Raw genomic sequence first — 17,350 nt, 5'->3', positions numbered from 1 at the left:
GCGCAGAGGACCGTGCGCCTTCTGATCTTTTACTGTGCCGGCGGGTCAGCCCGCGCGGCGTTCGTCAAAGCTGAGTGCGATGAAGCTGGGCAGGTGATCGCCCATGCCGACGACGGCCGGACCGCCCTCGTCGCGGCGTCCACGGCCCCTGCCACGTTTTTCCTTGGCAGGTTTGTCGGTCGACGCGGCGTCCTTGGCGGGCTTGTCCTTCTTGCCCTCGTCCTTGCGGGTCGAGGCGCGCGATTTCTTTTCGGGCTTTTTGTCCTCGGCCTCGGCCGGTTCGGCCTGAACCGGGTTGTCCAGACGCGGGATTTCCTTCTGGATCAGCTTCTCGATCGCATCCAGCGCCTTTTCATCGCGGGCCGAGCAGATCGTGATCGCCTTGCCTTCGCGCCCGGCGCGGCCGGTGCGGCCGATGCGGTGCACATAGTCCTCGGGGTGGCTGGGCACGTCGAAGTTGAACACATGGCTGACCGACGGAATGTCGAGCCCGCGCGCGGCGACGTCAGACGCCACCAGCAAACGTACCGAGCCGTCGCGGAACCCGTCCAGCGTCTTCATCCGCTGCGACTGGTCCAGATCGCCGTGGATCGGCGCGGCGTTGTAGCCGTATTTCTTGAGCGATTTCGCGGTGATGTCCACATCGGTCTTGCGGTTGCAGAAGATGATGGCGTTGGTGCATTTGTCACCTTCGGCATCGATCAGTGCCCGCAGGACCTTGCGCTTGGTGCTGCCCTCGCGGTCACGGCGGCGGCCTTTGACCATCACGACCCCCTGTTCGATGGTCTCGGACGCGGTGGCCTGACGCGCCACTTCGATCCGGGCCGGGGCGGACAGGAACGTGTCGGTGATCCGCTCGATCTCGGGCGCCATGGTGGCCGAGAAAAACAGCGTCTGCCGGGTAAAGGGCGTCAGCGAGAAGATGCGTTCGATATCGGGAATGAACCCCATGTCCAGCATCCGGTCGGCCTCGTCCACGACCATGATCTGCACGCCGGTCAGCAGCAGCTTGCCACGTTCGAAATGGTCCAGCAGACGGCCGGGCGTGGCGATCAGAACGTCCACGCCGCGGTCGATCAGGGCCTCTTGTTCCTTGAAGCTGACGCCGCCGATCAGCAGCGCCTTGGTCAGCTTCAGATGCTTGGTGTAGGTGTCGAAGTTTTCGGCCACCTGCGCCGCCAGTTCCCGCGTCGGGCACAGCACCAGCGACCGCGGCATCCGCGCCCGGGCGCGACCGCGCGCCAGCAGGGTGATCATCGGCAGGGTAAAGCTGGCGGTCTTGCCGGTGCCGGTCTGGGCGATGCCCAGAACGTCTCGCCCTTCCAGCGCCGGTGGGATGGCGCCTTCCTGGATCGGGGTCGGGGTTTCGTAGCCGGCTTCCTCAATAGCTTTGAGGACCTTGGGGTTCAGGTTCAGATCGGTGAATTTCGTCATGTATGTCCGGTTCATGCGGACACTGACCTGGCCCGCGCGTATGAAAAATGCCGGGCCCGGATGGCCATGCGCACCATGCGCGTTTCGGCTTGGTTGCGGACATAACAAAAAGGTGTGGCAGGGTCAAATGAAGTCGCCGTCATGTGCGGCCGTCATCTGTGATTGCGCTTTTGACGCGACAATTCAGCAACTTCCTGACAAGTGTTTCTGCGGTTTCGTGCCTGGAGGCAACCGCATGTGCAGGCCATGTCCCACGCTCCATCGACACGATTCCCCGGCGTGGCGCTGCGGCCCTCGGGGTGTCATGTCGCGGCGCTGCGGTCAGGTTCGGATGGCAGGGCATCCGGCCCGGGCGGCCGGTCCGACCAGGTCAGGGTGCGATAGTCGAACCCGTATTCGATCGTCGGTTTCACGATGCGGAAATAGGGCGACAGGTCAAAGTCGCGCGGGGCGAACAGCGAATGGTGCCGGATGCTGAGGATCTCGCGGACCTGTCCCGCGTCGCAGTCCTCGGTCAGGACCGGCAGGATCGGATAGCGCACGCTCTGGAACGCTTCGGCGATCAGGGTCGAGCAGATGGCGCGGGTCGGGTCGCCCGAGCCCAGTTCCAGCATCTTGCGGCGAAAACGGGCCGGAACCGGCGGATTCGGCAGCAGATACCGCAGCAGGTCGAAGATGTTCTTCAGGTCATAGGTCTTGCCGATGCTGCCGCGCATGAAGGCGATGATCTGCGCCTCGTCTTCCGGGGTCAGGCCGATGGGGCGGCAGATGCGGGTGTTGAGATGGGCGAAATGCGAAACCGGAACCGCGCGCACGCCCTCCTGCAGGTCGGCCTCGATCATCTGGGTGTCGGGGTCGTCGCCCCCGGCGTAGAAGGCCACATGCGACCAGGTCGAGTTGGTGAGATACTTGATCGCCGAGGCGACCCGGCTGTTGCCCTCGACCAGCAGCACGTCGCAGGGCCGCAGGGTGCGGCGCAGGCGCTCGGGCGTGGTGGTCGAAAAGCTCTGATACCCTTTCAGCGGCTTTTCGATGAACCGCGACAGTGCCCGCCCAACCGTGCCCAGAAGCCTGTTCATGCCGCATCCTCCGCGCTGTGTCCGACGGCAGCATACCGCCCAATCCGGTCCGAACCGGATCACAAACCCGTTGTTATTACGTCATCATCTCCTTGGTCGCGGTCAAGGACAGTTTGGGATAGTCGCGCACCACGCGGTCGATGTCCCACTGAAGCCGGGTCAGATAGACGATGTCGCCGTCGTGGTCATGGGCGATGTGCTGCTTGTTTGCATTGACGAACCTGTCGATCTCGGCCTTGTCGCCCGACACCCAGCGCGCACTGGTGAATTGCGAGGCCTCGAACCGCACCGGCAGGCCGTATTCCAACTCGATCCGGCTGGCCAGCACTTCGAATTGCAGCGCGCCCACGACCCCCACGATGAAGCCCGAGCCGATCGAGGGCTTGAACACCTTTGCGGCACCTTCTTCGGCAAACTGCATCAGCGCCTTTTCCAGGTGCTTGGCCTTCATCGGGTCGCCCGCGCGCACGCCCTGCAGCAGTTCCGGCGCGAAGGACGGGATGCCTGTCACGCGGATCGCCTCGCCCTCGGTCAGGGTGTCGCCGATGCGCAGCTGGCCGTGGTTGGGGATGCCAATGATGTCGCCGGCCCAGGCCTCTTCGGCCAGTTCGCGGTCGGATGCGAGGAACAGCACCGGGTTCGACACCGCCATCGGTTTCTTGGTGCGCACATGGGTCAGCTTCATGCCGCGCTTGAAATGGCCCGAGGCCATGCGGACAAAGGCCACCCGGTCGCGGTGCTTGGGGTCCATGTTGGCCTGCACCTTGAAGACAAAGCCCGCCACCTTTTTCTCGTCGGGCGAAATCTGGCGCGGTTCGGCCGATTGCACCTGCGGCTGCGGTCCGTAGGCGCCGATGCCTTCCATCAGTTCCTTGACACCGAAAGAGTTGATGGCCGATCCGAACCAGATCGGGGTCATGTGGCCTTCCAGAACCGCCTGCGGGTCCAGCGCGGGCAGCAGTTCGCGCGCCATCTCGACCTCTTCCAGCAGCTTGTCCAGCAGGTGCGCGGGCACGTGCTCGGCCAGTTTTGGGTCGTCCAGCCCGTTGATCTCGATGCTTTCTGCCACCTTGTTGCGGTCGGCGCGGTCCATCAGCTCCAGCCGGTCGCGCAGCATGTCATAACAGCCGATGAAATCGCGCCCCATGCCGATGGGCCAGCTGGCCGGGGTCACGTCGATGGCCAGCATCTCCTGGATCTCGTCGATGATCTCGAACGTGTCGCGGCTTTCGCGGTCCATCTTGTTGCAGAAGGTCAGGATGGGCAGATCGCGCAGGCGGCAGACCTCGAACAGCTTCTGCGTCTGGCTTTCCACGCCCTTGGCCCCGTCGATCACCATGACCGCCGCGTCAACGGCCGTCAGCGTGCGATAGGTGTCTTCGGAAAAGTCCGAGTGGCCAGGCGTATCGACCAGGTTGAACCGGTAGGGGCCATAGTCAAACGACATGGCCGAGGCCGAGACCGAAATGCCCCGGTCCTTTTCCATCTGCATGAAGTCCGACCGCGTGCGCCGTGCCTCGCCCTTGGCGCGCACCTGTCCGGCCATCTGGATGGCGCCGCCATACAGAAGGAACTTTTCGGTCAGGGTCGTCTTGCCCGCATCCGGGTGCGAGATGATGGCAAAGGTCCGGCGCCGTGCGATCTCGGGCGGCAGGGTGGGCTGGTTCGAGGCGGTATCAAGCATGACCGCGCGCATAGGCGGGGAATCCTGCCGAGGCAAGACAAAGGGGGTGGTTCGAACCGGGTGGGTGTGTCACACAGAACATATAGTGAACAAATAGTGGAGTGGACCAATGAATTTGAAGGAAATCGCCCAGGAACTGGTGGCCGGCTGCCGCGAGGACCGCGCCAAGGAGAATTTGGAAAAGCTGTATGCGCCCGACGCGGTCTCGGTCGAGGCAATGGACATGCAGGGCATGGGCCGCGAGACCCACGGGATCGAGGGCATTCGCGGCAAGCATGACTGGTGGGAAGGCGCGCACGAGGTGTCCGGCGCGTCGGTCAGCGATCCGTTCCTGCATGGCGAAGACCGCTTCGCCGTAATCTTCGAGGTTCAGGGAAAGGTGAAGGACAGCGGCGAAACCTTTGATATGAAAGAGGTCGGCGTCTATCACGTGGCCGATGGCAAGATCGTGCGCGAGGAGTTCTTCTACTGATTTGCCGCTGCCAATCTGGTCTTCCCTGTCTGGCCGGTGCTAGACATGCGGGCAACAACAGACAGGGGGGATCAGATGGATCTGGGAATCAAAGGAAAACGCGCGCTGGTCTGTGCCAGCAGCAAGGGCCTGGGGCTGGGCTGCGCCGAGGCGCTGGCCGCCGAGGGCGTCGATCTGGTGATGAACGCGCGTGGTTCCGATGCGCTGGTGGCGCAGGCCGACCGGTTGCGCGCCGAACATGGCGTCGAGGTGCAGACCGTGGCCTGCGATGTGACCACGCCTGACGGCCAGGCGCAGGTGATCGAGGCCGCGCAGGGCGTTGATATCCTTGTGACAAACGCCGGTGGCCCGCCGCCGGGCCTGTGGTCCGAATGGGATCGCGAGGATTTCATCAAGGCGCTGGATGCCAACATGCTGACGCCGATCGCCTTCATGAAGGCGCTGTTGCCGTCGATGATGGACAAGGGTTGGGGCCGGGTGGTCAACATCACCTCGCAATCCGTGCGGGCGCCCATTGCGGTGCTGGGTCTGTCGAACGCGGCGCGCACCGGGCTGACCGGCTATGTCGCCGGAACCGCGCGGCAGGTGGCCCCCTATGGCGTGACCATCAACAACCTGTTGCCCGGCATTCACGCCACCGACCGGGCGGACTCGCTGGATGCCGGGGTTTCGGCGCAGAAGGGCATCTCGCTGGACGAGGCACGGGCCGAGCGCGCGGCCACGATCCCGGCGCGGCGTTATGGCACGCGGCAGGAATTCGGCGCGACCTGCGCGTTTCTGTGCTCGCAACATGCAGGGTTCATCGTGGGGCAGAACATCCTGCTGGATGGCGGCGCGACCAACCTGACGATGTGACCGTGGCGCAGGGGTTTTCGCTGAAGGATCAACTGTTCAACGCGGAAAAGACCCGTTACCTGGCCGGCCTGTTCACGCAGGCCGACGCCGGTTTTGACGGCGACGCGTTCGAGGCGCGGGTCATGTCGCGCCTGCCGGAGTTGGAGCTGAAGCAGCGGATCGCGTGGATTGCCGATTGTTTGCAGACGGCCTTTCCCGGCGCGCTGCCCGACGTGGCCCCGGTGATCCTGCGCGCCCTGCCACCGCCTCTGGACCCATCCCTGAGTGATAATGATTTCGGCGACTTCATCTTTGCCCCGCTGGGCGAGTGGGTGGCGCAGGTCGGCGCGGACCATCCCGAAATGGCGCTGGATGCCCTTGCAGAGCTGACCCAGCGGTTTTCGATGGAATGGGCGATCCGACCGTTTCTGAACAGCCATCCCGATCTGGTGCTGGACCGGATGCAGGACTGGTGCGGGCATTCCAGCTATCACGTCCGGCGGCTGGTCTCGGAAGGCACGCGCCCACGGCTGCCTTGGGGGCAGGCGGTCGGGCTGGACCTGTCGGACCCGCTGCCGCTGCTGGATCGATTGCACTCGGATCCGACGCGCTATGTCACCAGGTCGGTGGCGAACCATCTCAACGACATCACAAAGAAAGACCCTGACCTGGCGCTGGACCGCCTGACGACGTGGCATGCCTCGGGTGCGCAGGAGGCCGGCGAGATGCGGTGGATCACCGCACATGCCCTGCGCGGGCTGGTCAAGTCCGGCCATGGCGGGGCGATGGCGCTGCTGGGCTATGATCCCGACGCACCGCTGGAGGTGGACGTTGCGGTGATTGGTGAGGCCCGAATCGGTGGTGTTCTGGAGTTTTCCGTCTCGGTTTCCGGCCCCGAAGATCTTCCGGTTCTGATCGACTATATCGTGCATTTTCAGCGGCCTGGTGGGAAAATCTCACCCAAGGTTCACAAGCTCAGGCAAGCCAATCTGTCAGATGGCCGCCTGCGGCTGAGCAAGCGGCACAGGCTCAAGGGCGACGCCACCACGTTTCGGCTGGTGCCGGGGCCGCACAGGCTTGAGATTCAGGTCAACGGCAAAGTCCGCGCGGGCGTGTCGTTTGAACTGCTGGCCTAGCGCCTCTCTTGCGCCCGATGGGCGCGGTTGTTATCCCGGCGCAAGCCCGATGAATTTGATCGGGAAAAGGCAATTGGGGTCCGTCGGTGGCAATCAACACAGCTCCTCCGCGATTGGAAATCCGCAATCTGGTCTGCCGGTTCGGCGGGCGCACGGTGGTGGATGATGTCTCGCTGACCGTTCAGGCGGGGCAGGTGACCTGCCTGCTGGGCCCGTCGGGCTGCGGCAAATCCACGACTCTGCGGGCGATCGCCGGGGTCGAGATGCAGGATGCGGGCGAGATCTATGTCGACGGCAAGCTGATCTGCGACACCGTGTTCCGGGTGCCGCCCGAACGGCGCGAGATCGGGCTGATGTTCCAGGACTTCGCCCTGTTCCCGCATCTGAGCGTGGCCGACAACGTGGCCTTCGGCCTGAAGGGCGGGAAGGACGAGAAACGCGCCCGCGTCGAGGAGCTGTTGGGCAAGGTGGACCTGCTGCGCTATGTCGACGGCTTTCCGCACCAGCTGTCGGGGGGCGAGCAACAGCGGGTCGCGCTGGCCCGTGCGCTGGCGCCGCGTCCCCGGATCATGCTGATGGACGAGCCGTTCTCGGGCCTCGACAACCGTCTGCGCGACGGCATCCGCGACGAGACGCTCGCCATCCTCAAGGAAGAGGACGCCGCCGTGCTGCTGGTCACGCACGAGCCCGAAGAGGCGATGCGCATGGCCGACGAGATCGCGTTGATGCGGCGCGGCAGGATTGTGCAGCAGGGCGCGCCCTACAACGTGTATACCCGGCCGGTCGACAAGGCGGCGGTAGCGTTTTTCAGCGATGTCAACGTGTTGCGGTCACAGGTGAACGGGGCGCTGGCGGAAACGCCGTTTGGCCAGTTCCTGGCGCCGGGCATCCCGGACGGCACCGATGTCGAGATCGTGTTCCGCCCGCAGCATGTGCGGCTGGATTTCGACCGCAACGGCAAGGGGCCGCTGCCCACCGCCACCGACGGCGTCCCGGCCCGCGGCGTGGTCGAGCGGGCGCGGTTCCTGGGCAACGAAAGCCTGATCGAGTTTCGCATGGACTATGACGGCTCGATCCTGAAGGTCACCGTGCCCAACGTGTTCGTGCCCAATCCGGGCCGGGTGATGTGGCTGACCATCCGCCGCGACAAGTGTTTCGTTTTTCCGGCCTGACCGCCCTGCGCCGTCGATTTACCCGCAAGTGGTGCGCGAATGCCGCAGAAAGGGCCGGGGCGTCGCTTGCCGCATTCGGTGGCTGCGTCTATCAAGGGCCAAACGCGGGGGCACAGCAGGCAGATGCGCATACTTCTGACGAATGATGACGGGATCAACGCGCCGGGGCTGATGACGCTCGAGGCGATCGCGGCGGATCTGGCCGGGCCCGAGGGCGAGGTCTGGGTCGTGGCGCCCGCATTCGAGCAATCGGGGGTGGGCCATTGCATCAGCTACACCCATCCGATGATGATCGCCAAGCTGGGCGAACGCCGGTTCGCGGCCGAAGGGTCGCCGGCCGATTGCGTTTTGGCCGGGCTGCACGAGGTCATGAAGGACGCCCGGCCCGATCTGGTTCTGTCCGGGGTGAACCGGGGCAACAATTCGGCCGAGAACACGTTGTATTCCGGCACCATCGGCGGCGCGATGGAGGCCGCCCTGCAGGGCATACCCGCAATTGCCCTGTCGCAGTATTTCGGGCCGCGCAATCTGGGGCTCGAGGATCCATTCCAGGCCGCGGCGCGCCACGGCGCCGATCTGGTGCGGCGCATCCTTGCGGCGACACCGCCCGAGCAGGTCGACTACCGCCTGTTCTACAACGTGAATTTCCCGCCCGTTCCTGCCGACGAGGTGCTGGGCACCCGCGTGGTGCGCCAGGGCTTTCGGCGCGACACGCATTTCTCGGTCGAGCCGCACACCTCGCCCTCGGGGCGGCGGTTCCTGTGGATCAAGGGCGGTTATCAGCACAACCCCACCGCGCCCGGAACCGACGCGGCGGCCAATCTCGAAGGTTACATCTCGGTCACGCCGATGCGGGCCGACCTGACGGCGCATGACGCGCTTGACGCTTTGAAGACGATCGAATGACTGGACCGGACCCGGAAACCAAGATGCAGTTCCTGTTTGCCCTGCGCTCGCGCGGGGTCACGGATGCGCGCGTACTGGACGCGATGGAGCAGATCGACCGCGGCAGGTTCGTGCGCGGCCTGTTCGCCGAACGGGCCTATGAAGATACGCCGCTGCCGATTGCCTGCGGTCAGACGATCAGCCAGCCTTCGGTCGTGGGGTTGATGACGCAGGCGCTGCAGGTCTCGCCGCGCGACAAGGTGCTCGAGGTGGGCACCGGGTCGGGCTATCAGGCGGCGGTTCTGGCCAAGCTGGCGCGCCGGGTCTACACGGTCGAGCGCCACAAGCGCCTGGTGCGCGAAACCGGAGAGCTGTTTCGCGAGTTGGGGTTGACCAACATCACCGCGATGCATTCGGACGGATCCTTTGGATTGCCCGAACAGGCCCCCTTTGACCGGATCATCGTGACCGCCGCCGCCGAGGACCCGCCCGGGCCGCTCTTGGCGCAGTTGAAAATCGGCGGTATCATGGTGTTGCCCGTGGGGCAGTCGGATGCGGTGCAGACCCTGATCCGGGTCACCAGAACCGAATCCGGCTTCGACTATGACGAATTGTTGCCCGTCCGGTTCGTGCCCTTGTTGGAAGGGCTGGGCCGCGACGAAGCGTAGAAGCCGTAGCAAAAAAAGGGCGCCAGAACCCCGGCAAACAGGGGCAGGTGTTGAGGACAGAGACATGAGAGCAGTTTCCAGGTCAGTCTTGGGTCGCGGCGCGTCGGCGCTGGCCACGGTCGCGGTGCTTGCCGGGTGCGAGGGGCCGCTGGATTACGATCTGCGGGGCCAGGTCGGCGGGTTTTCGACCACCGCGGCCGCCTTGTCGGCCACAGCAGACCGTCCGACGCCGGATGCGCGCGGGGTGATCACCTATCCCACCTATCAGGTGGCGGTGGCCCGGCGGGGCGATACGGTCGGCGCGGTCGCGGCGCGCGTCGGCCTGCCCGAGGCCGAACTGGCCCGGTTCAACGGATTGCTGCCCAGCGACCAACTGCGCGAGGGCGAGGTTCTGGCCTTGCCCCGGTCGGTCGGGGCCGGGGCAGGCAATGTCGATATCGCCTCGATCGCCACGACGGCCATCGATCAGGCACCGGACACCGGTGACGTGCGGGTCTCGACGCTGGAACCGGCCAAACCTGCGCCGGTCACCTCGACGGACGAGCCGATCCGCCACAAGGTCAAGCGCGGCGAGACGGCCTATACCATTTCCCGCCTGTACCAGGTGCCGGTGGATGCGCTGGCCGAATGGAACGGGCTGGGCCCCGATTTCGCCGTGCGCGAGGGGCAGTACCTGCTGATTCCGGTCAAGGACCAGAGTGCGCCGCGCCAGGCGGCGGCGCCCGCGGCAACGGCGGTGACCGAGCCGGGGCAGGGGTCGCCGACGCCCACGCCGCCCAGTGCCACCCAGCCCCTGCCGGATGAAAAGATCGCACCGCCGGCCCCGGCGCCGGACGTGACCGCCGAGGCGCCGACCCAGACCAGCGCTTCGGCCCTGGCGATGCCGGTCACCGGCAAGATCATCCGGCCCTATGCCAAGGGCAAGAACGAGGGGATCGACATCGCCGGCAGCCCCGGCACACCGGTCAAGGCGGCCGAGGCCGGAACCGTGGCCGCGATCACGGCCGATGCCGACCAGATCCCGATCATCGTGGTCAAACACAGCAACGATCTGCTGACGGTCTATGCGAATGTCGAGGGGATCTCGGTCAAGAAAGGCGACCGAGTCAAGCGCGGCCAGAGCATTGCCAAGCTGCGCGGGGGCGAGAACGCCTATGTGCATTTCGAGGTGCGCGAAGGCTTCGAGTCGGTCGATCCGGAAACCTATCTGCGCTGAAAACTCCGCGCGATCTTTCAGGGCTGACGGGTCTCAGGCGGTCGGGTCGTAATCGGCCAGCCGCTTTCCGGGCTCGTCGGCAAAGATCTCGGGCAGGGGCGTGACGCTTTCGATCAGGTCGATGCGGAACACGCGGAAGGCGTCGCGCAGTTCGCACCAGGCGGTCAGGGTCCAGACCCGGCCCCAGTATTCCATGTGCAGGGGGCGGATCGTGCGTTCGGTCAGGGTTCCGTCGATGCGCCGGTAGGTCAGCCGCAGTTTCTGGCGCGATTTGATGGCCGCCCGGATCGGCGCCATATGCGCCAGCCCGCGGGCGGCATCGGCAAAGGGGTAGACGGCGAATTTCCAGGCATCCGCCTCGGCCACCACCTGGGTGGGCAGTACCGCGTCGATCTTGGCGGCCAGCGACTCGGCGGCGGCCTTCAGGTCGGGGTCGGCGGCCTCGGCCACGATGGCCATCCCGAGGTTCAGCGCCTCAAGCTCGGCCGGGCTGAGGTTCAGCGGGGGCAGGGTGATCTGCTCGCGCACCATGTAGCCCACGCCGCGTTCGCCCTCGACCGGAACGCCCGACGCCATCAGCGTGTCCATGTCGCGATAGATGGTGCGGACCGAAACCTCGAGCCGGTCCGCGATGTCCTGCGCGCGGTGCAGTTTGCCGTCGCGCAGGATCTGGATGATGTCGAACAGGCGGTCAGTACGGCGCATGACACGCCGACCGGACCGCGATCAGGCGGTCATGTTCCATAGCACTTTCTCGTGGCGCATCTGGATGCTGGCGGGATCGATGGCCGCCATCAGACCGGCGGCAAAATCCTGCTGCGGGAACTGCGCGGCGGCGTCCTGCGCGGCCTTCATGTCGGTCCAGATGACATAATCGGTCCAGCGGCCATCCTCGCCCTGGCTCAGCTGTCGGTGTGCAAAACCCGGGGCCGCGCGCACGAAGGCTTCGGTCGTCTGGCTGAGCCTGACGAACTCTTCCGGCGTGGTGCCATCGGCGAGGGTGAAGGTGACGATTTCAGCAACATGGGTCATGTGAGTCTCCGTTGACCAGGTTTCGATGCCCTGTTCCTAGTCGCCTACAACTGACATAAACCTGTCAGTTGGAAATTGCCAGCCCGCAAAAAGCGCCCGAGCGGCCCGGATTTGAACGCGGATTTGACTTGCGTCACTTTTTTCGGCGGTCCGGTGGGCGTAGACAGGCTTCCAGATCACATTCCCGGCGCGGCGCGCCGACGTAGAAGGAGAAGAGACATGCTCAACAATATCGGCCTTCCCGGCCTGCTGCTGATCGCCGTCGTGGTGCTGGTGCTGTTCGGCCGCGGCAAGATCAGCTCGTTGATGGGTGAAGTGGGCAAGGGCATCACCGCATTCAAGAAGGGCGTCAAGGAAGGCAGCGAAGAGATCGAACAGGACGCGTCCGAGCTGGCCAAGGATGTCACGCCCGAGACCGACAAGGACAAGGTCTGATCGCCCATGTTTGACCTGGGCTGGACCGAGCTGCTGGTCATCGGCATCGTTGCCCTGATCGTCGTGGGGCCCAAGGACCTGCCGGTGCTGTTCCGCAATGTCGGGCGGTTCATCGGCAAGGCCCGTGGCATGGCGCGCGAGTTTTCCAGCGCCATGAACGAGGCGGCCGACCAGGCGGGCGTGAACGACATCAAGAAAGGTCTGGACGCGGCCACCAACCCGGTGGGCAGTGCGATGGACGGCGTCAAGCAGGCGGCCCAGGACATGGCCAAGAGCATGGACCCGACCAAGTTCGACCCCGACAGCGAAACCGGCAAACTGGCCGCTGAGCGCGCCGAGCAGGCCAAGAAGATCCAGGCCGCCACCGCCCGCGCCGCCGCCGAGCGCAAGGCGAAGGAAGCCGCCGAGGCCCTGGCCAAGGCCGAAGAGGCCGAAGCCGCGCTGAAAACCGAAGGCAAGACATGAGCAAGACCGACGAGATCGAGGATACCTCGGCCCCCCTGATCGAGCATCTGGCCGAGCTGCGCACGCGTCTGATCCACAGCGTCGTGGCCTTTCTGATCGGCATGATCATCTGCTTTTCGGTGGCGACGCCGATCTTCAACTTTCTGACCCAGCCCCTGTGCGATGTTCTGTCCCAGCGCGGACAGGACTGTGACCTGATCTTCATCTCGCCGCAGGAGGGCTTCTTCGTGGCGATCAAGGTCTCGCTCTTGGGCGGGTTCATTCTGGCCTTTCCGTATATCGGGTTGCAGATGTGGCGGTTCGTTGCGCCGGGGCTCTACAAATCGGAAAAGAACGCCTTTCTGCCGTTCCTCGTGGCCTCACCTTTCATGTTCCTGCTGGGCGCCAGCTTCGCCTTCTACGTGGTCACGCCGCTGGCCTATGACTTCTTCCTTGGGTTCCAGCAATTCGGGGCCGAGGGCGAGGCCGTGGCCGAAGGAGCTGCGCCGCTGAGCGTGGTTTTCCAGGGCTCGGCGCAGGAATATCTGAACCTGACGATCAAGTTCATCGTGGCCTTTGGTCTGTGTTTCCAGCTGCCGGTTCTGTTGACCCTGATGGGCAAGGCCGGGCTGGTCAGCGCCGAAGGTTTGGGCGCGGTGCGCAAATATGCCGTGGTGGGCATTCTGGTTCTGGCCGCCATCGTGACCCCGCCGGACGTGATCACCCAGATCATCCTGTTCGTCGTGGTCTATGGCCTGTACGAGATTTCGATTTTCCTGGTGGCCCGGGTCGAGCGGAAGCGTGAAGAACAGCTGCGGGCCGAAGGCTACTATGACGATGAAGAAGCCGCCGATGATGCGATGATGGATGAGTTTGACGCAGAAGACGGCAAATAAACCCGAGCAGTAAATGGGGAAGGGCGTGCCTTGGCGGGTGCGCCCTTTCTTCATCCGGGTCTTGTTGGCGGCCCGTGAACGTGGTTGAAATCGGCCGCAAGACTTCGGAGGACCCATGGACGACCAAGCCCTGAACCGCATCGCCGACGCCTTGGAGCGCATGGCCCCGGCGCCGCTGGCCGCGCCCGATTTCTCGGCCGCCCCCGCCTTTGTCTGGCATGTCGCGCCCGACCGGCTTGAGCCGGTGCACCATGTCAACCGCGTCGATCTGGATCTTCTGGTGGGCATCAACCGGTCGCGCGATACGCTGCTGGACAACACGCGCCGCTTCGCCGCCGGGTACAAGGCCAACAACGCGCTGCTGTGGGGGGCCCGCGGCATGGGCAAGTCCAGCCTGGTCAAGGCGGTGCACGGCACCCTTCAGCCCGAGTTTCCCGACCTGAAGCTGGTCGAGCTGCAGCGCGAGGACATGGGTTCGGTCGCGCGGTTGCTGAACCACCTGCGCGCCGCACCTTACCGGTTCATCCTGTTCTGCGATGACCTGTCGTTCAGCCATGACGACCAGCACTACAAGTCGCTGAAGGCCGTGCTGGACGGCGGGATCGAAGGCCGGCCCGAAAACGTGGTGTTCTATGCCACGTCGAACCGCCGCCACCTGATGCCGCGCGACATGATCGAGAACGAGCGTTCGAGCGCGATCAACCCGTCCGAGGCGGTCGAGGAAAAGGTTTCGCTGTCCGACCGGTTCGGGTTGTGGCTGGGGTTCCACCCCTGCGATCAGGACGAATACCTTGCGATGATCGACCGGTATTGCGCGGCTTATGGCGTCAGCGTCGATGCCGACGTTCTGCGGGCCGAGGCGATCGAATGGCAGGCCACGCGCGGCGCGCGTTCGGGCCGGGTGGCGTGGCAGTTCTTTGTCGATCTGGCGGGCCGGAAGGGCGTTCACATCGAATGAAAACGGCGCCCGCTTGGGGCGCCGCAAAATCTTTCCCGTCTTTCTGACCGAAAGGTCTCAGCCCAGCATGGACAGCAGGCGCGCGGCCTCGTCCGAGGGGCTGGCCAGCTTCGACCGGTCCTCACCGGGGAAGAAACGCGCGCGCAGGGCTGTGGCCATCGGCTGGGGCTGCAACACATGAACCTTAGGCCCGGTGCGCACGGTTTCGGCGGCCCAGCTGCGTGCCATGGCGATCTGCGCGGCCTTGGTTGCACCATAGGTGGCGCAGAACTTCTCGCCCGCGCGGGGGTCATCAAAGAACACAGCCTGTCCAGCCTCACCCAACAAGGGCGCGACATAGGGGATCAGCACCGAAGTTGCCGAGGCGTTCACGTCCACGGACTTTTGCCAATCCTTGGGGTCGATGAAATTTGCGGGCGTCAGCGGTGCGGTGTGAATGGCCGTATGCAGCCACAGGTCCAGCTTGCCCCAGCGGTCATGGATGCCCCGGCACAGCGTGGCCATGGCGTTGGGGTCGGCGATATCCATCGGCGCCAGGGTGGCCGCGCCCCCTTTGGCCTTGATGCGGTCATCCAGGTCTTCCAGCCCGCCGGTGGTGCGGGCAACGGCGACGATGTGATACTCGGGCGCCAGCGCCTCGGCCAGAGCGGCACCAAGGCCGCGCGACGCGCCGGTGACAAGTGCGATTTTGGTCTGATCGGTCATGCGCGGGGTTTGAACCCAAGCGCGCAGCCCGTCAAGCCCGGATCAGCTTCCGGGGATGGCGATGCGCTGGGTCCGGCCGCTTTGTCGCAGCATGATGCCATCTTTGTCGATGGCTACGATCGTGCCCGAACCAAAGCGGCTGCCTGTCTTGACCTCTTTCACCCGTCCAGACGATGAGCGCATCAGCGCGCGCATGTCATTGGCGGGACCGAAGACGCCCAGGACGGTCGTGCCATTCTTGCTGAGCGCGCCCTTTTGGGTGGCCGCGCTTTCGACTCTGGGATTTGCCATGTGAACTGGCCGGATTGGTGACCCGGCCTCCGAGTGATTGCGTGAGTGAGCAGCCGGCTGGCTAGCAGAGCCAAAGGGGAAGGAAAAGCCGGTGCAGAGACCCTCGGCCATGTTTTGCCATGCCGCGTGCGCCCATGAAAAAGGGGCCTTGCGGCCCCTGAAACAAGTCCCTGATTCCCGGCCTTATTCGGCCGCCGGTTGCATCTTGAACCCTTGTTCAACCATGTCCGCCGGAGTGACCGGATATTCACCCGAGAAGCACGCATCGCAATACTGCGGGCAGTCCTTGTTGCGGCCCTGCGATTCGCCCACGGCCCGGTACAGCCCGTCCAGCGAGATGAACCGAAGGCTGTCGACCGCCAGATGCTTGGTCATCTCGTCCTCGGTCATGGTGGCGGCCAGCAGCTTTTCGCGCTGCGGCGTGTCCACGCCGTAGAAACAGGGCCAGGCCGTGGGCGGCGAGGCGATGCGGAAATGCACCTCTTTCGCGCCGGCATCCAGGATCATTTCCTTGATCTTGCGGCTGGTCGTGCCGCGCACCACCGAGTCGTCCACCAGGATCACCCGCTTGCCCTCGATCAGGGCGCGGTTCACGTTCAGCTTGAGCCGCACGCCCATGTTGCGGATCTGCTCGGTGGGCTCGATGAAGGTGCGGCCCATGTACTGGTTGCGGATGATCCCCATCGCGTAGGGAATGCCCGATTCCAGCGAGTATCCGATGGCCGCGGGCGTGCCGCTGTCTGGCACGGGGCAGACCAGATCCGCCTCGACCGGGCTTTCCTTGGCCAGTTCGCGCCCGATGGCCTCGCGCGTTTCATAGACCGAGCGCCCTCCCAGAATCGAGTCGGGGCGTGAGAAATAGACATGCTCGAAGATACAGAATTTGCTGGGCTGCGGGCGGAACGGGAAATGGCTTTCGACCCCGGTGTCGGCATTGATCACCACCATCTCGCCGGGTTCGATCTCGCGCAGGAATTCGGCGCCGATGATGTCCAGCGCGCAGGTTTCCGAAGCAAGACACCAACCATCGCCGATCTTGCCCAATACCAGCGGGCGCACGCCCAGCGGGTCGCGCACGCCGATCAGCTTGGTGCGCGTCATGGCGACCACCGAGAAGGCGCCCTCGACCCGGCGCAGCGCGTCCTCCATCCGTTCGGGGATGTTGCGCTGAAGCGAGCGCGCCATCAGATGGATGATGCATTCGCTGTCGGACGAGCTCTGGAAGATCGAGCCGCGCTCGATCAACTCGCGCCGCAGGGCGTTGGCGTTGGTGATGTTGCCGTTATGCGCAATCGCGGCGCCGCCCATGGCGAACTCGCCGAAAAACGGTTGAACGTCGCGGATGGCGGTCTGGCCCTTGGATCCGGCCGTAGAATAGCGCACATGACCGATGCCGATCGGTCCGGGCAGGCTTTCGATGATGTCGGACGAGGTGAAATTGTCGCGCACATAGCCGAACCGGCGGGCCGAGTTGAAGCCAAGCTGGGGGTCGTGGGTGACGATCCCTCCGGCCTCTTGCCCGCGATGCTGCAGGGCGTGCAGCCCCAAAGCGATGAAACTTGCGGCATCCTGGACGCCGACGACACCGAAGATCCCGCATTCTTCGCGGAGTTTGTCGTCATCGAACGGGTGGGCGGGGGGCATCTGCGGGCTTGGCAAGACGGGCAGCTCCGATTCCGTGGCGGGTTGGCCCTCACATAATGTCTAAACCCGCGCATGTCATCAAAGGATCACAAATCGTTTTGCCGCAGCGCGGATTTGGGGTTCAATAATGGGCAAAAATATCGCCACCGCAGGTGTTCCGAGGAGTACGGACCTGCGGTCCCAAGCCGAGATGGAGGTGGCATGTGGCAAGGTCGACCCGGACCCAAGAAGGAAGAACGCGTCAAGCGCAGGTGTCATCGGTGCCGCGGAATGGGACGCGCGCCCTGCCAGATCTGCATGGGCAAAGGTGAGGTTCTGAAAGGCCGCGATCATCTTGGCCGTCCGCAATTCGCCCGCTGCGATGG

General features: G+C 64.7%; 20 protein-coding genes. 11 read left to right on the top strand and 9 right to left on the bottom strand.

The genetic code is table 11. The annotated features are described in order from the left end of the window. Positions 1-45: 45 nt before the first annotated feature. The 3 genes from F3H26_RS02675 to F3H26_RS02665 form a co-directional block, all read right to left on the bottom strand. On the bottom strand, positions 46-1,434 hold the full coding sequence (locus tag F3H26_RS02675; RefSeq protein WP_188127674.1) for a DEAD/DEAH box helicase: 1,389 nt from the start codon (positions 1,432-1,434) through the stop codon (positions 46-48). A 302-nt stretch (positions 1,435-1,736) separates the two neighbouring features. Continuing rightward, a complete protein-coding gene (locus F3H26_RS02670) occupies positions 1,737-2,513 on the bottom strand; it encodes a YiiX/YebB-like N1pC/P60 family cysteine hydrolase (RefSeq protein WP_149774530.1) in 777 nt (258 codons plus the stop codon). 76 nt (positions 2,514-2,589) lie between these two features. Beyond that, positions 2,590-4,197: a peptide chain release factor 3 gene (locus tag F3H26_RS02665; protein ID WP_149774529.1), complete on the bottom strand. Its 1,608-nt coding sequence runs from the start codon at positions 4,195-4,197 to the stop codon at positions 2,590-2,592. A gap of 109 nt (positions 4,198-4,306) precedes the next feature. Between F3H26_RS02665 and F3H26_RS02660 the strand changes: the two genes are divergently transcribed. From F3H26_RS02660 to F3H26_RS02630, 7 genes are all read left to right on the top strand, one after another. Beyond that, positions 4,307-4,669: a nuclear transport factor 2 family protein gene (locus F3H26_RS02660; RefSeq protein WP_149774528.1), complete on the top strand. Its 363-nt coding sequence runs from the start codon at positions 4,307-4,309 to the stop codon at positions 4,667-4,669. 75 nt (positions 4,670-4,744) lie between these two features. Beyond that, positions 4,745-5,524, top strand: a complete 780-nt coding sequence (locus F3H26_RS02655; protein WP_149774527.1) for an SDR family oxidoreductase — start codon at positions 4,745-4,747, stop codon at positions 5,522-5,524. A 2-nt stretch (positions 5,525-5,526) separates the two neighbouring features. Then, a complete protein-coding gene (locus F3H26_RS02650; RefSeq protein ID WP_149774526.1) occupies positions 5,527-6,639 on the top strand; it encodes a hypothetical protein in 1,113 nt (370 codons plus the stop codon). 86 nt (positions 6,640-6,725) lie between these two features. Next, positions 6,726-7,811 (top strand): ABC transporter ATP-binding protein, encoded by a 1,086-nt coding sequence (locus F3H26_RS02645; RefSeq protein WP_188127672.1) that lies wholly within the window; start codon positions 6,726-6,728, stop codon positions 7,809-7,811. 123 nt (positions 7,812-7,934) lie between these two features. After that, positions 7,935-8,717: a 5'/3'-nucleotidase SurE gene (gene surE / locus F3H26_RS02640; RefSeq protein ID WP_149774525.1), complete on the top strand. Its 783-nt coding sequence runs from the start codon at positions 7,935-7,937 to the stop codon at positions 8,715-8,717. After that, positions 8,714-9,364 (top strand): protein-L-isoaspartate(D-aspartate) O-methyltransferase, encoded by a 651-nt coding sequence (locus F3H26_RS02635; RefSeq protein ID WP_149774524.1) that lies wholly within the window; start codon positions 8,714-8,716, stop codon positions 9,362-9,364. Before surE ends, F3H26_RS02635 begins: the two co-directional genes overlap by 4 nt. Before the next feature lie 64 nt (positions 9,365-9,428). Then, positions 9,429-10,580 (top strand): peptidoglycan DD-metalloendopeptidase family protein, encoded by a 1,152-nt coding sequence (locus tag F3H26_RS02630; protein ID WP_149774523.1) that lies wholly within the window; start codon positions 9,429-9,431, stop codon positions 10,578-10,580. Positions 10,581-10,613: 33 nt separating this feature from the next. Here the strand turns inward: F3H26_RS02630 and F3H26_RS02625 are convergent, their stop codons facing one another. Together F3H26_RS02625 and F3H26_RS02620 are read right to left on the bottom strand one after the other, a co-directional pair. Continuing rightward, complete coding sequence (locus F3H26_RS02625) at positions 10,614-11,285, bottom strand: helix-turn-helix transcriptional regulator (protein WP_149774522.1); 672 nt, start codon at positions 11,283-11,285, stop codon at positions 10,614-10,616. A 21-nt stretch (positions 11,286-11,306) separates the two neighbouring features. Next, complete coding sequence (locus F3H26_RS02620) at positions 11,307-11,612, bottom strand: hypothetical protein (protein ID WP_149774521.1); 306 nt, start codon at positions 11,610-11,612, stop codon at positions 11,307-11,309. Positions 11,613-11,831: 219 nt separating this feature from the next. Between F3H26_RS02620 and F3H26_RS02615 the strand changes: the two genes are divergently transcribed. From F3H26_RS02615 to F3H26_RS02600, 4 genes are all read left to right on the top strand, one after another. Beyond that, positions 11,832-12,047, top strand: a complete 216-nt coding sequence (locus F3H26_RS02615) for a twin-arginine translocase TatA/TatE family subunit (protein WP_149774520.1) — start codon at positions 11,832-11,834, stop codon at positions 12,045-12,047. A gap of 6 nt (positions 12,048-12,053) precedes the next feature. Then, positions 12,054-12,512 (top strand): Sec-independent protein translocase protein TatB, encoded by a 459-nt coding sequence (tatB, locus tag F3H26_RS02610; RefSeq protein WP_149774519.1) that lies wholly within the window; start codon positions 12,054-12,056, stop codon positions 12,510-12,512. Then, positions 12,509-13,387 (top strand): twin-arginine translocase subunit TatC, encoded by an 879-nt coding sequence (gene tatC / locus F3H26_RS02605; protein WP_149774518.1) that lies wholly within the window; start codon positions 12,509-12,511, stop codon positions 13,385-13,387. The genes tatB and tatC overlap by 4 nt, the downstream gene beginning before the upstream one ends. A 115-nt stretch (positions 13,388-13,502) precedes the next feature. Then, positions 13,503-14,345, top strand: a complete 843-nt coding sequence (locus F3H26_RS02600; protein ID WP_149774517.1) for an ATP-binding protein — start codon at positions 13,503-13,505, stop codon at positions 14,343-14,345. Positions 14,346-14,402: 57 nt separating this feature from the next. On the opposite strand, the gene F3H26_RS02595 is transcribed toward F3H26_RS02600, so the two are convergent. The 4 genes from F3H26_RS02595 to F3H26_RS02580 form a co-directional block, all read right to left on the bottom strand. Continuing rightward, positions 14,403-15,050: an SDR family NAD(P)-dependent oxidoreductase gene (locus tag F3H26_RS02595; protein WP_149774516.1), complete on the bottom strand. Its 648-nt coding sequence runs from the start codon at positions 15,048-15,050 to the stop codon at positions 14,403-14,405. Positions 15,051-15,092: 42 nt separating this feature from the next. After that, the gene (locus F3H26_RS02590; protein ID WP_149774515.1) at positions 15,093-15,341 is read right to left on the bottom strand and encodes a pilus assembly protein PilP; all 249 of its coding nucleotides are present in this window, start codon (positions 15,339-15,341) and stop codon (positions 15,093-15,095) included. 183 nt (positions 15,342-15,524) lie between these two features. Beyond that, positions 15,525-16,985 carry an amidophosphoribosyltransferase gene (gene purF, locus F3H26_RS02585; protein WP_149774514.1) on the bottom strand — a complete coding sequence of 487 codons (1,461 nt, stop codon included), beginning with the start codon at positions 16,983-16,985 and terminating at the stop codon, positions 15,525-15,527. 78 nt (positions 16,986-17,063) lie between these two features. Continuing rightward, entirely contained in the window at positions 17,064-17,318 is a 255-nt protein-coding gene (locus F3H26_RS02580) for a hypothetical protein (RefSeq protein WP_149774512.1), read from the bottom strand. Between the last annotated feature and the right edge of the window lie 32 nt (positions 17,319-17,350).

Origin of the sequence: Ruegeria intermedia (assembly GCF_900129345.1) — a bacterium.
In the GTDB taxonomy this organism is placed as follows: Bacteria; Pseudomonadota; Alphaproteobacteria; order Rhodobacterales; family Rhodobacteraceae; genus Ruegeria; species Ruegeria intermedia.
Note: the sequence above shows the minus strand (reverse complement) of the source record. Positions and strands in the feature narration are given on the sequence as shown.

Bases quoted from the DNA above. Each gene is read 5' to 3' on its own strand.
- F3H26_RS02675 (WP_188127674.1), bottom strand. From the start codon at position 1,434: ATGACGAAATTCACCGATCTGAACCTGAACCCCAAGGTCCTCAAAGCT.
- F3H26_RS02665 (WP_149774529.1), bottom strand. From the start codon at position 4,197: ATGCTTGATACCGCCTCGAACCAGCCCACCCTGCCGCCCGAGATCGCA.
- F3H26_RS02635 (WP_149774524.1), top strand. From the start codon at position 8,714: ATGACTGGACCGGACCCGGAAACCAAGATGCAGTTCCTGTTTGCCCTG.
- F3H26_RS02615 (WP_149774520.1), top strand. From the start codon at position 11,832: ATGCTCAACAATATCGGCCTTCCCGGCCTGCTGCTGATCGCCGTCGTG.
- F3H26_RS02595 (WP_149774516.1), bottom strand. From the start codon at position 15,050: ATGACCGATCAGACCAAAATCGCACTTGTCACCGGCGCGTCGCGCGGC.
- purF (WP_149774514.1), bottom strand. From the start codon at position 16,985: ATGCCCCCCGCCCACCCGTTCGATGACGACAAACTCCGCGAAGAATGC.
- F3H26_RS02600 (WP_149774517.1), top strand. From the start codon at position 13,503: ATGGACGACCAAGCCCTGAACCGCATCGCCGACGCCTTGGAGCGCATG.
- surE (WP_149774525.1), top strand. From the start codon at position 7,935: ATGCGCATACTTCTGACGAATGATGACGGGATCAACGCGCCGGGGCTG.
- F3H26_RS02630 (WP_149774523.1), top strand. From the start codon at position 9,429: ATGAGAGCAGTTTCCAGGTCAGTCTTGGGTCGCGGCGCGTCGGCGCTG.
- tatB (WP_149774519.1), top strand. From the start codon at position 12,054: ATGTTTGACCTGGGCTGGACCGAGCTGCTGGTCATCGGCATCGTTGCC.
- F3H26_RS02620 (WP_149774521.1), bottom strand. From the start codon at position 11,612: ATGACCCATGTTGCTGAAATCGTCACCTTCACCCTCGCCGATGGCACC.
- F3H26_RS02625 (WP_149774522.1), bottom strand. From the start codon at position 11,285: ATGCGCCGTACTGACCGCCTGTTCGACATCATCCAGATCCTGCGCGAC.
- F3H26_RS02670 (WP_149774530.1), bottom strand. From the start codon at position 2,513: ATGAACAGGCTTCTGGGCACGGTTGGGCGGGCACTGTCGCGGTTCATC.
- F3H26_RS02660 (WP_149774528.1), top strand. From the start codon at position 4,307: ATGAATTTGAAGGAAATCGCCCAGGAACTGGTGGCCGGCTGCCGCGAG.
- F3H26_RS02580 (WP_149774512.1), bottom strand. From the start codon at position 17,318: ATGATCGCGGCCTTTCAGAACCTCACCTTTGCCCATGCAGATCTGGCA.
- F3H26_RS02655 (WP_149774527.1), top strand. From the start codon at position 4,745: ATGGATCTGGGAATCAAAGGAAAACGCGCGCTGGTCTGTGCCAGCAGC.
- tatC (WP_149774518.1), top strand. From the start codon at position 12,509: ATGAGCAAGACCGACGAGATCGAGGATACCTCGGCCCCCCTGATCGAG.
- F3H26_RS02590 (WP_149774515.1), bottom strand. From the start codon at position 15,341: ATGGCAAATCCCAGAGTCGAAAGCGCGGCCACCCAAAAGGGCGCGCTC.